The 14383-nt window shown below is 55.7% G+C and carries 16 protein-coding genes, 1 tRNA gene and 1 pseudogene; 6 read left to right on the forward strand and 12 right to left on the reverse strand.

Annotated features, from left to right (window positions below; genetic code table 11):
* Window positions 1-16: 16 nt before the first annotated feature.
* From ACYQ01_RS01710 to ACYQ01_RS01725, 4 genes are all read left to right on the forward strand, one after another.
* On the forward strand, window positions 17-466 hold the full coding sequence (locus ACYQ01_RS01710) for a pyridoxamine 5'-phosphate oxidase family protein (RefSeq protein ID WP_459932106.1): 450 nt from the start codon (window positions 17-19) through the stop codon (window positions 464-466).
* Between the two features lie 49 nt (window positions 467-515).
* A tRNA-Arg gene (locus tag ACYQ01_RS01715) sits at window positions 516-591 on the forward strand.
* A gap of 182 nt (window positions 592-773) precedes the next feature.
* On the forward strand, window positions 774-1100 hold the full coding sequence (locus ACYQ01_RS01720; protein WP_459932107.1) for a type II toxin-antitoxin system RelE/ParE family toxin: 327 nt from the start codon (window positions 774-776) through the stop codon (window positions 1098-1100).
* Window positions 1097-1429 (forward strand): addiction module antidote protein, encoded by a 333-nt coding sequence (locus ACYQ01_RS01725; protein WP_459932108.1) that lies wholly within the window; start codon window positions 1097-1099, stop codon window positions 1427-1429. Before ACYQ01_RS01720 ends, ACYQ01_RS01725 begins: the two co-directional genes overlap by 4 nt.
* Window positions 1430-1672: 243 nt before the next feature.
* Here ACYQ01_RS01725 and ACYQ01_RS01730 read toward each other — a convergent pair whose 3' ends face one another.
* From ACYQ01_RS01730 to ACYQ01_RS01775, 10 genes are all read right to left on the reverse strand, one after another.
* A complete protein-coding gene (locus tag ACYQ01_RS01730; protein WP_459932109.1) occupies window positions 1673-2107 on the reverse strand; it encodes a RusA family crossover junction endodeoxyribonuclease in 435 nt (144 codons plus the stop codon).
* 729 nt (window positions 2108-2836) lie between these two features.
* Window positions 2837-4111, reverse strand: a complete 1275-nt coding sequence (locus ACYQ01_RS01735; RefSeq protein ID WP_459932110.1) for a phage major capsid protein — start codon at window positions 4109-4111, stop codon at window positions 2837-2839.
* 58 nt (window positions 4112-4169) lie between these two features.
* Window positions 4170-4418, reverse strand: coding sequence for a hypothetical protein (locus tag ACYQ01_RS01740; protein WP_459932111.1), 249 nt, complete (start codon window positions 4416-4418; stop codon window positions 4170-4172).
* An 868-nt stretch (window positions 4419-5286) separates the two neighbouring features.
* On the reverse strand, window positions 5287-7644 hold the full coding sequence (locus tag ACYQ01_RS01745) for a phage/plasmid primase, P4 family (RefSeq protein WP_459932112.1): 2358 nt from the start codon (window positions 7642-7644) through the stop codon (window positions 5287-5289).
* A 511-nt stretch (window positions 7645-8155) separates the two neighbouring features.
* Entirely contained in the window at window positions 8156-8356 is a 201-nt protein-coding gene (locus tag ACYQ01_RS01750; protein WP_459932113.1) for a hypothetical protein, read from the reverse strand.
* Window positions 8357-8398: 42 nt separating this feature from the next.
* Window positions 8399-8644 (reverse strand): helix-turn-helix domain-containing transcriptional regulator, encoded by a 246-nt coding sequence (locus ACYQ01_RS01755; protein WP_459932114.1) that lies wholly within the window; start codon window positions 8642-8644, stop codon window positions 8399-8401.
* Window positions 8641-8979, reverse strand: coding sequence for a type II toxin-antitoxin system RelE/ParE family toxin (locus ACYQ01_RS01760; protein WP_459932115.1), 339 nt, complete (start codon window positions 8977-8979; stop codon window positions 8641-8643). The genes ACYQ01_RS01755 and ACYQ01_RS01760 overlap by 4 nt, the downstream gene beginning before the upstream one ends.
* Window positions 8976-10205 (reverse strand): tyrosine-type recombinase/integrase, encoded by a 1230-nt coding sequence (locus ACYQ01_RS01765; RefSeq protein WP_459932116.1) that lies wholly within the window; start codon window positions 10203-10205, stop codon window positions 8976-8978. The genes ACYQ01_RS01760 and ACYQ01_RS01765 overlap by 4 nt, the downstream gene beginning before the upstream one ends.
* 225 nt (window positions 10206-10430) lie before the next feature.
* A complete protein-coding gene (locus ACYQ01_RS01770) occupies window positions 10431-11057 on the reverse strand; it encodes a tyrosine-type recombinase/integrase (protein ID WP_459932117.1) in 627 nt (208 codons plus the stop codon).
* A 179-nt stretch (window positions 11058-11236) separates the two neighbouring features.
* Window positions 11237-12372 (reverse strand): IS3 family transposase gene (locus ACYQ01_RS01775; RefSeq protein ID WP_459932118.1). Its coding sequence is split into 2 segments (ribosomal slippage): window positions 11237-12097 and window positions 12100-12372, totalling 1134 coding nucleotides; the frame shifts between segments, so codons are not numbered across the junction.
* A 69-nt stretch (window positions 12373-12441) separates the two neighbouring features.
* Between ACYQ01_RS01775 and ACYQ01_RS01780 the strand changes: the two are divergent.
* Window positions 12442-13149, forward strand: a pseudogene (locus tag ACYQ01_RS01780) (DNA recombination protein RmuC).
* 221 nt (window positions 13150-13370) lie between these two features.
* A complete protein-coding gene (locus ACYQ01_RS01785) occupies window positions 13371-13643 on the forward strand; it encodes a GIY-YIG nuclease family protein (protein ID WP_459932119.1) in 273 nt (90 codons plus the stop codon).
* A 98-nt stretch (window positions 13644-13741) separates the two neighbouring features.
* Here ACYQ01_RS01785 and ACYQ01_RS01790 read toward each other — a convergent pair whose 3' ends face one another.
* Window positions 13742-14119 (reverse strand): type II toxin-antitoxin system death-on-curing family toxin, encoded by a 378-nt coding sequence (locus tag ACYQ01_RS01790; protein ID WP_459932120.1) that lies wholly within the window; start codon window positions 14117-14119, stop codon window positions 13742-13744.
* Window positions 14116-14346 carry an AbrB/MazE/SpoVT family DNA-binding domain-containing protein gene (locus ACYQ01_RS01795; RefSeq protein WP_459932121.1) on the reverse strand — a complete coding sequence of 77 codons (231 nt, stop codon included), beginning with the start codon at window positions 14344-14346 and terminating at the stop codon, window positions 14116-14118. The genes ACYQ01_RS01790 and ACYQ01_RS01795 overlap by 4 nt, the downstream gene beginning before the upstream one ends.
* Window positions 14347-14383: the final 37 nt, after the last annotated feature.

The following is a 14383-nucleotide window of genomic DNA, read 5'->3' on the forward strand; positions in this document are numbered from 1 at the left end:
CGACAGGAGCCAAGTAATGAACCAAACCGAGGACATCGTCCAGCTTCTTGAAGACTGCGACTTGTGCGTGCTCTCCACCAGTCGGTCGGACGAACCCTATGCCTCGCTCATGGCCTATGTCGTGGAGCCGGACATGAGCGCGCTGTACATGGTAACCCGGCGCGACACGCGCAAATGGGCCAATCTGGTGCGCAACCCCAAGCTGGCCGTGCTCATAGACGACCGGGAAAGCGCTTTGTCCGGGGATCGGGCCTCGACTCGCGCCGTGACCGTGGGCGGACTGCACGATCCCGTGGCCGATTCGCGCGAACGGACGCACATCCTGCGCCTGATGGAGGCTCGCCATCCGCAACTTCGCGAAATTCTTGAAGCTCCTGACGCGGAAATCATCCGTCTGCGTCCCCGCTGGTTCCTGCTGGCCGCCGGTGATGAAAGAAGTTTTTTCGTCACCGCAGAAAATTCCTGAAAAACGCTTGACGGACCCGGCTTCGCCATCTATAAGCCCACTTCTCGACGCGCCCGTAGCTCAGCGGATAGAGCGCCGGACTACGAATCCGTAGGCCGCAGGTTCAAATCCTGCCGGGCGCACCAAAGAAAACAAGGCCTTAGCGAAAATCGCTAGGGCCTTTTTTCGTTGGGGTTGAAATTTTGCCCCGCTCCTGCCCCGCCCCGCTTTTTGCCCCGCCCCTCGGTCCACGCACGTCACGCATGAGGCACCCGCCAAACCGGCGGCATCCCCCTTGACACTCGTAACTTAAAAGTTACAAATAGACATGAACGTCGTCCGCCGCTACCAGACCGAAGACGGTCGGGAGGTCATCACGGAATGGCTTGAACGTCTTCGGGACGTGCGGGCGAAGGCGCGAATAGTCGCCAGAATCAACCGGCTCAAGGCCGGCAATTTTGGCGACTGCAAGCCCGTGCGAGACGGCGTGTCGGAATTGCGCGTAGACCACGGGCCAGGATATCGTGTCTATTTTGGCGTGGTGGGCTCCCAAGTCGTCTTGCTGCTTTGTGGGGGCGACAAACGGTCCCAGGACGCCGACATAGACAAGGCCGTGGACTACCTGGCCGATTTCAAAAGGAGGATGCAAGCATGAAGAATCTCGACCGTGCGAGCGTTGACCATGACGAAGCCCTTGTGCGCGAGCTTCGCGCCGATCCGGCCTATGCGGCGGAATACCTTCAGGCCGCTATGGAAGACACCGAAGAACCGGCCGTACTGCTCATCGCCCTGCGCCACGTCTCCGAAGCCTACGGCATGGCCGACGTGGCCAAGGTCGCCGGCATCAAGCGCGAAAGCCTGTACCGCGCCCTGTCGCCCAAGGGCAATCCGACACTCAAGACGTTGCTCGCGGTGCTGAAGGCGGTCGGACTGCGCCTTGCCGTGGCTCCGGGGCCTGCCCGGCAGTCGTCTTGTCCCTGTTGAGCCCCTGCCGCGTCCCGCCGTCCCGCCCATGTCAGGGCCTACCCCGGCCCACCAGGATTCAGCACAGGCTAACCTCGCGCAAGGCTTTCCGGCCCTTGGGCATGAAAAAGGGCTCCCATCGAAATGGGAGCCCATCCTTGCCTTGCCAGGCCCGGCCATGCCGTGCCTTGCCTCGCCAGGGCTTGCCCGGCCACGCCTCGGGGCAGTGCGTGAGATTGTCTTATCGCTGGGTGCCGGGCGTGGTCAAGCCGCAACCTCGTCAGGTGACGCGGGCCACGAACTAGCAACCCGCCCATAATATAGCCTCGAAATGTCCCGCACATCTAGCTCGCTAACGTATATCTCGGTTCTCGGCTCATCTGAATACTGCTTCACGATGAGGGAGCACACAACCTGCGCGCCACTTTCAAGCACTTCTCCGGTAATCGCTTCGCAATAAGGCTTCGCCAAGTTATCAAAGTCCGGCTTTTTTGTGTGCGGTACGCCTTGCGCCAGCATGTCAGCCCTACACTTACCGCGTACTGACTCGGGAACTGGAAAGCAGAATCGAAAATCCACACATACCTTGCCAGCTATCTTTCCACCGCTACGCTGCGTCATGATAGCCAAGCGCACGTCTTCAGCCTTGACTTTACAAGTCGGATTCCCAGGCACCACAAATCGAGTCCATTTGTCCATTGCCGTGCTCCTATTTATCTGTCGTCTTGCGGGGCACTATACGGCAATGTGTGAGCGTTTTGTCAAGAAAAATGTAATAATTTTGTGTTGTATGTTTTTAACATACATTGTGCACTCATGAAAGTATGCTAAAAACATACAATCACAGCGCAAATATTACAGCGCTCAACGCTTCAACCCTGGCCACCGTAACGCTCTTATGAAGTCAAGCAACTCGTCTTGACGGGCACTTTGCAACACTGGCTCCCCATTGATAAACAACTCATAAACACGCGTCGATCCAGCAACACGCCTCTTGAGCCGCATTCCGTGACGCGCTGCTTTGTCGCGCAATTCTCGAAACGCCTCATCGCTAAGACCACCAGTTCCAGGCCGCCGCAGCGTTGGTTGCCCACGGAACAATGCCCGCAGTTCCGCAATATTGCCATCTACAACGTGGCGATTATTCTCTGTAAGGAGAGCGTACCTCCTCTCAAGATACTTCACCTTCAAACCACGCCGCATAGCACCATCTTTAATAGCTTTCGTTCCGCCCCAAGCCACTGCAACACACTTCCTTTCCCCATCTTGCATTATAAAAGGGCTGGCCGGCTCACCGTTCCGACCAGCCCGTGTATTACCGGCCAAGCCCGCCAAGGAGGTCTGTTTAACGGCTTGGCCGGCACCACGTATATCTGCGTGGAGAAACAGCCACGTTGCGTCTTTTACAGCGCAACGCGACTGCAACTATTAAGCAGCAATCTTCAACAGCTTGATCGCGCAAGAGTCAACGATAGCGCCGGAAACACGCTTTTTCGCATAAATGTTAACGTAAGGCTTGTTTGTGAACGGGTCTCTAAGCAGGCTCATGCTTCGGTCAACAATGGTGTAGGCACTTTTCCAGTCAGCAACAGCAATCGGAAAAGCGTTGGCCGCAATGTCCGGCATGTTGTTCGCCTCAACCACCTTGACACCGAGCAACATGGGCGGCTGGCCAGCGCTAAGACCATCGCTCCAAAGGTAGTTGCCATTGTTGTCTTTGAGCTTCCGAACAGTGGCAATCGTAGTTGAGTTCATGATCCAAGCAGCATTGGAGCGGCATTCAGGCAATAACCGGTATAACAACGCGATAAGGCCATCGGGCGTAATGGTGCTTTCCGCTCCAGAATGGATGTATTGCACAGTGCCGAAGGCGCGCACATCGTCGGCTTCCGCAGTAGCCGGGCTGGTTAGGATGCCGAGAGGCTGTTTTACGCCTGTACCAGAAATGAAAGCCTCACCTTCCTGCCGACCAAACGCTTTTCCGATTTCAGCTACAATAACAGCGCCGGCCTGTGTATCTTCATCGAGCCAAGCAGTTACCGGAAGGTTTGCGTAAATTTCCGCGTCAGCGAACTCAACGCCGTCTATCTTCGGCACAGTGGTAGCCGGCCTTGCGTCTTCCTCGCCAACCCAACCACTTCCAGCACCGGAAACAATTACAGGTTGCGCGAACCGCGATGCAGTGGTTTTGATCTGTACCACGCGAGCAAGATCGCGCAACGGGCTGTACTTCTTTGCAATGGCCATGATTTCTCTGCTCAATTCAAACGGAACAAGAACGCCGCCGGAATCAGCGCCTTCAGTAAGCGCGTTGCTAAAGCCGAAGCCGGACGCATCACCACGGATAACGTAGTCCTTGAGGGCGTCTCGCATACTTCCACCATCATAGAAGTCGGGGGAATAGCTGCCGGAAAAGTCAGAGGCTCCGCGCTCGTCAGCAATTTTGTCCAGAAGAGCCTGATACCGGTCGAGGGCATCGCCAACGGCTTTGTGCTCGCGCTCCATCGCGTCGAATTTTTTGGCGTGCGCGGGTCCCCACTTCTCGGGAGGAGTGTTCTCCACCAAATCCCGCATCTGCGCGGACAGGCTGGAAAGCTTCCCTCGCAATTCTTTCGGATCAAAAGCCATATTGTTTTCCTTTGTGTCAGGCTCTTTGCCCTGGTTTTTGCTTGGAATGTGCATCGAGATTTGGCCACGGAGCATGGCCGTGCCCCCTGGAAAGCTCTTTAGTATGGACGCGTATGCCGCCGAGAGCGGCACTTTAGAACTCCTCCGGCAAGGCTCCCCGGTCGCGCTCTTGGTCGATGTAGGTACGGTCCAGCTCAGGCACCAACTCGCCGGCCTCGCCGTCCGAGGAGGCCATGGCCTGGGCCACCTTGGCGGCGGGGCTGGTTTCGGCCAAGCGCAACAGGCCATCCACGGCATCGCCCAGGCGAACGGAGTTCACCACGGCCAGGACTTTCAGCCTCTTGAAAACCTCTGGGCGCATAAAAATCGAAAAATTTTTCATCTCAAACCTCTTGAAAATGTTATCGTCGTCTCGCTCAAAGGCACTTTCGCCGTTTGTCGCGGAAAATGAAACTAGAATTTTCACCCTTTTCCTATCCATAGAGTCTATGATGTGCTAGATTTGCATCACATTGCATCATTCTGCATCACAATATCCCCATAAAAAATCTTTCTAAAGTGCAAAGACTCTAGCTATTAACGATTCTGCATTATTTAATAGGCAAGCACATCACAGTATCGAAAAATGCTTTCAAAATGGCAGTGTGCGAATTTGTGGGGGTCCGCGGTCTATCTACCGTCAATCATTAGACTTTTTTATGACCCGGCCATATGATTTTATGAGGCGCGAGCAGGTGGGTGTGGATGTGGGCGGGCAGGGTTGTGGGCGGGCGGGGCAGGGCAATCCCGCTTCCGTGCCCCCTGGCCCGGCGTCGGAACATGGTGCCCACCATGGGCCTGTGTGCGGCCTGTGTGCGGCCTGTGTGCGCCCTGTGTGCGCCCTGTGTGCGGGCTATCCATTCGATTTCATTGAATGAGTGCGGCGTGTGCGCCTTGGCGGCGCATCATGCGCGGACTATGGGGGCAAGGGGGAAGAGGAGGAGCCTATAGCGGGGATACCTAGAAAAAAGGCGCACACACCGCACTCATCTAATCATGCCAACAGGTTAAGGCGCACACACCCCGCACACAGGGCGCACACACCCCGCACTCATCTAACAAATTCAATGGGTTGTGGTTGTCCCTCCTGTTCGCTCGACAGCGTAATGCGTTGAAAGTAAACAACCTCAGCACATCTTACCGAGCGACGCCCACAAAAAAGCCCCTGGTGGGCTGTCCACCAGGGGCCAAATGACCGGTTGGTAACGGCGCTAGAAGGCGTCGCCAGACAAACAACACCCGCCAACCAGGGATGTAACTTGCATGCCTGCGAATGCCCGATGGGAAGTCCTCTTACCGCCAGACATAGTGACGTTTTTGTTTACGTCTCTAAATCCCCTGGCACGCATTTCGTCGATGAACGCAACCTCGCTCATGTGTTGAGCACCAGCCGCTTTTGCATATGAGCACCATGCGCTGTAGCACTCGCTCCGCTTGCACCATAGCCCGTCACCGACTTCACAGTGCTCGTCAATGAATGAACCTATAACATCTTGTGCGGAGAAGTAGTCTTCCGTCGCGCTTACTACAACGCCTGGACGTATAAGCCCGTGCTCTTGCCAGTCAAGGCAACCGTTAATCATCCAACGCAGTATGCCTGCCTCTTCGGTTGCCAGCTTTTTTGATAACTCACTGTCCTTGCGCTTTGGTACAAACGTGAATGGTACGATAAGGAATCTACGCCTCATCGCTTCATCTACACTGCTTAGAGCCGGCTTCTTATTGCCAATAACAAGTAGCTTAAATTGTGGCTTAAAGGAAAAGAAGTCTTGACGCATGAAGCGCGCTGTAACAACGTCCCCGCCAGTAAGTTGCTTGATGCGTGCTTCGGCCCACGTACCGCCACGCTCTGTTTCGCTTGCTGATACCAGCCGCGCCCCTGCAAGCGCTGCTAACTCTGTCGGGTGTCTATCTCCCCGACTGGCCAAGAACGTATCAATTCCAGCCGTAACAGAGTAGTCATGCAGAACGCGCATTACTGCTTCAGCGAGCTTGGATTTACCATTCCCACCAGGACCGTAACCAAATAGCAACACTTCCTCTTGCGTGCTTCCAGTCAGGCAATACCCAAAGAACTGCTTTAAGAACCGTTGCAATTCTATGTAGCGTAATGTTATTTCGTCTATGAACCGTAGAAACGTCGGGCAGTCTTCCGTTTCAGAGGGGGCGCACGACGTTAACTTCGTGATAGCATCATCCGGCCTACCTTCACGTAACACGCCCGTTCGCAAGTCCACCACGCCTCCCGGCGTACCGAGGAGCCACAAATCTTTATCGAGCATGTCAGCCGTTACAACGATGCGCTGGTCTGTTTGTGCAAGCGCTTCTACAGCGCGAACAGCTTTGCTTGTTGCAAGCGCCTTTGCGTGTTGTGCATGATGGCGACACAGTTTGCGAATGCGGTCAGCAACCCTCCGTGTTTCATCGGGCCGCCAATGTGTGCTGGACCATATAAGCCACTGCTTTCGTGATACATTAAACCTAACATGGGCTTCGTGTGCATCGATGAAGTGTTGCGCCACGCCGTCTTCAGTGCGTGCGTAGTCTTCAGCGGCGGCCCTCACCGGGCCTTGCGGTAAGTGCGCCGGGTTCTCCCAAATTGGGAAAGCGGCCTGGGGCGCCTCCGCGCCCGGAGCGTTTTGGCCGTAAGATTGAGCGTTGCGGACTATCTTGGCTAGGTCCACATAATCCCACTCTGGATCACATCGCTCATTCCAGAACTGCAACATGAGGTCGAGGGTCGTTTCTTCACTCAAGCCTCGACCCCTAAGTCTGGCCGCCACGGAGAATGTGGTGTCGTCACCTCCCTGGCCCGCAATGCCGAGGGGCGCCTTATTCAGGAGCCAAGCTGTCTCTCTGACGATGGTTTTGGGCAAGTCCAGCTCAATGACCGGCGTGGTCTCCCGTGGCCCTGTGGGCGCCGTTCCCGCTCGTCTACAGGCTTCCACCAGCCAGGCCGGGGCTTCGGCCACCCCGGTGCCATAGTTCACCCAGGCGTAAGCCCCGGCTTCCGTCCGGCCCGGAGCCGCCGCGACGTAGCCACCGTCGCCCCGCACATCTAAGGCGGGGCCGATCTTGGAAGCGCGGCTCGGGATGGGAAGCCCATCTTTCGGCATCTTGAAAAACAGGTGGCGCCCGCCTCGCGGGGTTTTTGCTGTCAGTGTCCTGGGAAGCCACCCATGCTGCGCTTCGAGTTTTGCAAGCGACTCTTCCCCGTCCGGCCCGCTCTCGACTTTGGGGCGGTCAATATCGACGACGAAAACGCCGCTTTCGGCCCCCGTGCGGATGCCCGGAATGGCGTTCGGCCATTCTGACCACCAAGCCCGAATGGTAGCCTCGTCTGTTGAAGCATCTTTGAACCCGTGCGTGGTGTATGGCCGCTTGTCCGGCTTGCACGGAAATACATGCCAACCACGGGACGCATACTTCAGCGCAGCGTCTAGGGGTTGACTTTGCCCAGCGTCGGCGGTATGGAATTTCGGCAACACATTTTCGCCACAAGAATCTGCCCCAGAAAGGCCCGCCCTCCCTTCGGCGGGCCTTTCGTTTTTCAGAAGCTCAACGCTCATTTTCCAGCCCTCTTCCGGGGCCGCACCGGGCGCGAAGCCGGGGTTGCCGTCAACCTGGCCTCGAACCAGGCAAGAAACTTCTCTCGTTCGTAGACAAGGTGCCGGCCCATGTAGCAGACCCCTTCCGGCCCCTGCCCCTGGCTATCCAGGTTCCGCAAGGTTCCGGCCGGCAGAAGCCCGCCTGTGTGTTCTTCAACGGCCCGGCGACCGAAAACCGGGGGCAAAGATTGACGCAAGCCTTCGATGATGGCATTCATAAAGGTTTTCTCCTTTGAAATTTTCAGAGGAGTCTACATCCATCGTGACTTTTCATTCAAGTCCGCGTCCTGAAAGCCAAATTGTTCGGGTAGTAGAGGAAATTCCCCCTTTTCCCTAATGGGGGAAGTCTGATATTCTCCTTATATTTCAATGAGAACCGGATTCCGGCTTTTTTGCCCTTCTGGGAAAAAAGTTTGGGCGGTTCCACGCAGGTGGAGCCGCCCGTAATTCAAGCGAAGTATCGTCTACGGCCCTACAGGAACCGCTTCCAGGGCGCGTCCAGCGCCTTGCCCAGGCGTTCGGCCACCTGGGCTTGCGTGAGACCCGCCTTGCTCCTGGCGTCGATCATGGCCGCAATCAAGGCGAACTCCTCTTCCTGGGCTTCGTATTCCTTCCTGAACTCAGGATCGGCCATCATCCGGGCGCACACCTGACTGAATGGAATTCCCGCCATGTCTATTCCACCTCCTTGGGCGATTCAAGGCCAGTTCGATGCCTATCTGGCGGTCACGGCCAAGTGCATCCCCAGGTTGTCGAGAAGAGGTTTGAGACGGCACAGGGCTTCCAAACCGTCAGGGGGCAAGCCGGCAGACTGTAGGGAGCGAGCCTTGACCACGCGCTCAATGGCCAAGGCCAGGGCGGGGCAATCGCCGTCCTCAAGGGCGGCGCTCAAATACTCGGCGGCGTGGGCCGGGTCACGAAGCCATTCGGTCATGTGGTCGTCGTAGGATATGTCCTTCATGGCCGATTCCTCCAATCCGCCCAATATCGCCGGGCGGCCTTGATGTCTACCGATTGCGTTGTCTTGTCCCCGCCACACAGCAAGATGACCAGCTTATGCCCATGCTGGCCAAAATAGACGCGATAGCCGGGGCCGTAGTCTATGCGGAGTTCCGCCAGCCCTTCGCCAAGAGGTTTCACGTCGCCGGGGTTCCCGGTCGCCAAGCGGTCAAGACGCTGACCGATCCGGGCTTGGGCGCGAATATCCCGCAAGGCCTCCATCCATTCTTTGTACGGGCAACGGCCATCCTCGCCCACATACAAGCGGATTTCACGGGCAACAGCAATTGGCGTCATTTCGTCCCGCCTCCCAGACGCACCACCTTGCCGCCGGTCCTGGCCTTGCCGAAGGCTTCCAGACTGGCCACGGCTTCGCGGACATGATCCGGGGCCAAGTGGGCGTAGCGTTCCGTCATGGACAGCGTGGAATGCCCCATGAGCTTGGCGACCGTGTAGAGGGGAGCCCCGGCCATCACCAGCCAGGAAGCGTAGCTATGCCGCATGGTATGGAAGCAGACCCTTTGCCGCCGGTCGGTCAGCCCTTCGTTGAAGCCCAAGGCGTTCACCGTGCGATTGAAAGACTCGCTCACCTGACGGACAGGGACGCCGCTCCTGGTCGGAAAGACCATGGAATCGGCCCTGACTCCGAACGCCTCGCCGCGCCGACGCTCAAGCATCACTTGAACTTCTGACGGCATGGGCACGGACCGCTGACCGGACTTCGTGTCCAGGAGGTGGATGCAACACCCGCCCAAGTCCACTTGCCCCCAGGTCAGGGAAATAACCTCGCCCCAGCGACAGCCGCAGTAGAGCGAAAGCAAGGCCTGGTCGTGAACGTCCATGGAAACCCCGGCCAGGGCTTCCAGAAGCCTCCCGGCCTCCTCTGGCGTCAGAAAGCGCACCCGCTGGTTGACCACCTTGGTCTTGCTCACCTGGCGCACGGGGTGATCGCCTTCAAAGAAGCCGGCCTTGCGGGAGAAGTTGAAGATTTGGCGGACCACGGCCAAGGCGTACTGAATGGAACGCGGGGCGCGCCCGGCGTCCGCCATGCGCTTCTTCATTCGCTCCAGGTCCAGGGCCGTGATTTTCCGCAGGGCCTTGCGGCCAAGCGTCGGGCTTATCCAAAGCCGCCAAAGGTCTTGTTCTCGACGTACAGACTCGGGCTTCTTGGTCGCGGTCGCCACCTCAAGATATCCGGGCCAGATGGCTTCGAGCGTCAGGCCGGCGCGTTCCTGGGCTAGACGCTCTTCCTCTTGGGCTTGGCGTTCGGCTTCGGCCTGAGCGCGCTTTTCGGCCAGAGTCACGGCCCCACTGCCTGTACGTTGGGCCTCCCGCAACTCGGATAGTCGAGCCGCCGCCTTGGCCTCGGTCCAGCCCCCAGAAGCCCAGCCGACAGCCTCTTCCTTGTCCTTGCCGTCCAGCTTGTATCGGATGAAAAAATATCGGTCAGGGCGAACCCCATGTTTCCGCGTAGGGTGTTCTCGAAACCTGACTCCGGGGTACTTGCTCTTCACGTAGGCCATGGTCACCACCTCAGTGCGTCGATTTCTGCCCCGCTCCTGCCCCGCTTTTTTCGATGAAACAGGGTGTTTTTGCGTGACGCTTCGTGAAGGCAATTAGACCGGGAAGCCGCGTCAGTCAACGGTTTTCGTGACTTTTAGTGATGTAGCGTGAAGCTCTAAAATTGGGACTACGAATCCGTAGGCCGCAGGTTCAAATCCTGCCGGGCGCACCAGAAAATCAGGGGTTTAGGACACACGGTCCTGAACCCCTTTTTCGTGGTGTGGGACTTGGTGTGGGACTTTTTCCACACGGGCGCTTTCAAAGATGTCCATCGCACGCCTCTCGCAGTCACCAATGCTGTGCAAATAGATCTCGGTCGTGGTGCGATTTTCATGACCGAGAATCCGCTGAATCGAGCCAATGGGCACGTTCAAACTGTCCATGACCGAAGCCCCCGAATGCCGCAGGGCATGGAACCGAAAATATCGCACACCTGCCTTTTCACACAGCGTCCGCATGAACTTCTTCCGATCCTTGTAAGGACCGACTTCAGTTTTTCCGGTCTTGCCACTTGTGTACGAATGCCAGAAAATCCACGGTTTACCGGGATCTCGTTCCGATTCGCGGCGGGATAAGACTTCAAAAAGCTTTCTGGTCATGGGAACCTTGCGCGGGGTGAGATGACCACCTTTTTTCTTGCGAGTGTAGAGCACGACCGCCCTACTCTCCAAATCGACATCATCCCAGGTGAGCCTGTTCACTTCGCTGACGCGCGCCATTGTTTTGCGGATCACCCAAAGATAATCCTGGGTATCAGGGTCCGCTTCGGCAATGACCTTGTCGATGTCTTCCGGCTTGGGGACATATTTCAAACGCTTCTCAACCGGGACAAGAGGGATTCCCTCCACCGGATTTTCAAAGATCCACTTCCACTTCTTCGCGAAGTTGAAGATCGCCTTGAGATAGCGGATCTCCTTGTTCGCGACGTGTGAAGTGGTCCCATTTGTTTGGACAGATTGGCGGCAAAGTTAAGCTCTAGCCCGGTTGGTGGTCATGCCGCCTTTGAGGCTGAGTGGCCATCTCGGTATACGTCCATGGGTCGGCGACCGTCAAAGGCCGTATGCGGCCGCTGCTCGTTGTAGAAGTGAAACCAGTTTCCGAGCGCCTGACGGGCTTGCCTGCCTGTTTCGAACTCTCGCAGGTAGACACACTCCCATTTCACCGAGCGCCACAGCCGCTCGATAAAGACGTTATCCATCCATCGGCCCTTGCCATCCATGGAGATGGCAACGCCGGCATCTTTGAGAGTCTGCGTGAAGTTCTGGCCAGTGAACTGCGATCCCTGATCCGTGTTGAAGATTTCCGGCACTCCATAGCGATTCATGGCCTCTTGCAAGGCGTCAACGCAAAAATCAGCGTCCAGGGTGTTCGACAGCCGCCAGGACAGCACGGCCCGGCTATGCCAGTCCATGACCGCCACCAGATACAGGAAGCCTCGCTTCATCGGTATATACGTGATGTCGGCGCACCACGCTTGATCCGGCCGTTTGATCGCAAGATCGCGCAGCAGGTACGGATAGATCTTGTGATCGGGATGCGGCTGGCTGGTCCTGGGCTTCTGGTAAATCGCCATTAGTCCCATTTTGCGCATCAACCGCCGCACGCGGCCACGTCCGACCTCGATGCCCTGATGCCGCAAATGTCGTTGCATCTGGCGCGATCCGTAAAACGGCGTCTCCAGAAATTGCTCGTCGATACGCCGCATCAGGTCCAGGTTCATGGCCGATTCGCCCTTCGGGCGATGATACCACGTCGACCTGGCCAGCCCGAGAATGTGACACTGACGGCAGACACTGAGTCGGGGATGGTGACGTTCGACCATCCCGCGCCTTCGCTCGCGACTCATCGTTTGGCGAAGGCTCGTTCTAAAAAATCTTTTTCCACGGTCAACTGGCCGATTTTGGCATGGAGTTCCCGGATTTCGGCGGCAGCATCCTTCTGTACGGTCGCCGCCTTCCCGGAAAAGGCCGCAACCATACCCTCCTTGGCCTGGCGCTTCCAACCGGTGATCTGCGTCGGGTGCACGTCGTACTTGCTGGCCAGCTCGGCCAAGGTCAATTCGCCGGACAGGGCCTCGAGCGCCACTTTCGCCTTAAACTCCGCTGAAAACTTCCGTCGCTTGGACATCGAAAACCGTCCTCCTGCGTCGAGGACTAGAGCTTAACAGGCTGTCCAATTTTCTGCGACCACCTCATATTGCAAGAAAGCCATACGACAGAAGATGGTTCACGTATGGTTCCTGACGTTGTCGTGCATTTGCCTGAGGAGAGACATGTGGTAATTGACTGAAAAGTTTCTCTTACAGCCTATGAAGAATATGTTAATGCTGAAAATGACACAAATCAATCACTGGCACTTCAGCGCCACCTGTCTTCTGTTTGGACACATATTAAAAAACTTTCAGACAAATCCTGTTTCAAGCTCCGGGGATTAAGGTCTCAAGACTGGGTTATCATGTTTATCCCCATTGAGCCAGCATACATATTAGCGATGACCAGCGATGAAAAAATTGCGCAAATGGCCTGGGAAAGAAATATTATGTTAGTTTGCCCTAGTATGTTAATGTTTGTATTGCGAACAGTTGCACAGCTTTGGAGGCAAGAATTTCAGAATAGAAATGTCCAAGACATTGCCAAACGAGGAGAGGAACTCTACGATAAATTTGTTGGCTTTGTAACTGACATAGAAGTTTTAGGCGACAAGCTGAAACAGGCCCAAAAAGCGTACGATGGAGCTCATGGAAAGCTTTCGAGCGGAAAAGGCAATCTTGTCGGCCAGGCTGAGAAGCTTATAAAATTGGGGTTAAAACCAAGCAAGAAACTTCCGTCCTCTATTTTAGACCAATTGGACAATGACAATGCAGATGATGCAGGGTTAGTATCAGAAAACCCATCCACGAAGTAGGGCTTTTTCTCGAGTATAGCTTCATGTGCTACGAACTGCTTGACCTTCAAAGTCTTGATTGCGAAGTTGTTGGACCATTGCTTGCCCTCTTGGCCCGCAAAGGAGAATTGGTTTGGGAGATGACACGTGTAGACCGTGAGTTTTCAGCGATTGACGAGAGGATTAGGACTCTTCTTGAAAATGATCAGGCTAATTGCTTGAAAAATAGTAGTATTTAGCCAATGCCTTGGCATGTTTACATTGTAACTTGCTCAGACGATACGCTGTATTGTGGGATTACGAGCGAGATTCAGCGCAGGCTGGACGAGCACAATGGGGTTACTCCTGGCGGCGCTAAATACACGCGCACTCGCAGACCAGTTCAACTGGCTGTCAGCATTGAAGTGCAAAACATGTCAGAGGCTTGCAAGATTGAGTGGTTAGTGAAGCGATCGCCAAAGGAAAAGAAGATTGAGTTGCTGAGACAGTTAGGCAGACATGGGGAGTCCTGTTGATCTCCATGATTTGAAACAGAAAAGCCTCACACTTTCGAGAATATCCAGCTTTATGTTGGCATACAGGTCTTATTATCTATTCCGATGCATACTTCATGCTAGCTACTCCGTTCGCGCAACCATTCAGCAAGAGCGTCTTGATCCACTTCTCCTTTCCCGAGACGTTCAAACGTTGTCACCTTGTCCATGCCACTCGCGTGAATACTCACTCCTCGCAACCTGAGGAAAGTCATGCACACTACATATGCGGTGCGTTTGTTCCCATCCAAGAACGGATGATTGCGGGCGATACCATACGCATATGCTGCCGCCAGATCAAAAACATCCGGTTCTCCATAGGCTCCAAGTTGTAAAGGCCGTCCAAGAGCGCTTTCCAACAATCCCATGTCTCGCAGACCAGAGACTCCGCCATGGTCCGCAATAAGCTTGTCATGGATGGCCAGCACGACGTCTTTTTCAATCCATGAGTCGCTCATCGTTTGGCCAGTTCACGGAGCACATCACGGTCTTCACGCATGATGTCTTCGGCTGCCGCCATTTGCTCGGCAAACTGCGCATTGAGTGGCGTCAACCGAAATCCGCCATCCTCGGCATCCGTCAGATAGACCACATCCCCTTCGCGCACATTTAACCGTGACGCAGCATCCTTGGGGAGCACAAGCCCGAGCGAATTTCCGACCTTGCGGACTTTGAGAGTTTGCATGGTTCACTCCTCATTTGCGTTGTTACAAATATTATAA

It is taken from the genome of Fundidesulfovibrio butyratiphilus (assembly GCF_054657235.1).

Bases quoted from the DNA above. Each gene is read 5' to 3' on its own strand.
- ACYQ01_RS01795 (WP_459932121.1), bottom strand. From the start codon at position 14,346: ATGCAAACTCTCAAAGTCCGCAAGGTCGGAAATTCGCTCGGGCTTGTG.
- ACYQ01_RS01785 (WP_459932119.1), top strand. From the start codon at position 13,371: ATGCCTTGGCATGTTTACATTGTAACTTGCTCAGACGATACGCTGTAT.
- ACYQ01_RS01735 (WP_459932110.1), bottom strand. From the start codon at position 4,111: ATGCTCCGTGGCCAAATCTCGATGCACATTCCAAGCAAAAACCAGGGC.
- ACYQ01_RS01720 (WP_459932107.1), top strand. From the start codon at position 774: ATGAACGTCGTCCGCCGCTACCAGACCGAAGACGGTCGGGAGGTCATC.
- ACYQ01_RS01745 (WP_459932112.1), bottom strand. From the start codon at position 7,644: ATGAGCGTTGAGCTTCTGAAAAACGAAAGGCCCGCCGAAGGGAGGGCG.
- ACYQ01_RS01730 (WP_459932109.1), bottom strand. From the start codon at position 2,107: ATGGACAAATGGACTCGATTTGTGGTGCCTGGGAATCCGACTTGTAAA.
- ACYQ01_RS01765 (WP_459932116.1), bottom strand. From the start codon at position 10,205: ATGGCCTACGTGAAGAGCAAGTACCCCGGAGTCAGGTTTCGAGAACAC.
- ACYQ01_RS01755 (WP_459932114.1), bottom strand. From the start codon at position 8,644: ATGAAGGACATATCCTACGACGACCACATGACCGAATGGCTTCGTGAC.
- ACYQ01_RS01740 (WP_459932111.1), bottom strand. From the start codon at position 4,418: ATGAAAAATTTTTCGATTTTTATGCGCCCAGAGGTTTTCAAGAGGCTG.
- ACYQ01_RS01710 (WP_459932106.1), top strand. From the start codon at position 17: ATGAACCAAACCGAGGACATCGTCCAGCTTCTTGAAGACTGCGACTTG.
- ACYQ01_RS01760 (WP_459932115.1), bottom strand. From the start codon at position 8,979: ATGACGCCAATTGCTGTTGCCCGTGAAATCCGCTTGTATGTGGGCGAG.
- ACYQ01_RS01725 (WP_459932108.1), top strand. From the start codon at position 1,097: ATGAAGAATCTCGACCGTGCGAGCGTTGACCATGACGAAGCCCTTGTG.
- ACYQ01_RS01750 (WP_459932113.1), bottom strand. From the start codon at position 8,356: ATGGCGGGAATTCCATTCAGTCAGGTGTGCGCCCGGATGATGGCCGAT.
- ACYQ01_RS01790 (WP_459932120.1), bottom strand. From the start codon at position 14,119: ATGAGCGACTCATGGATTGAAAAAGACGTCGTGCTGGCCATCCATGAC.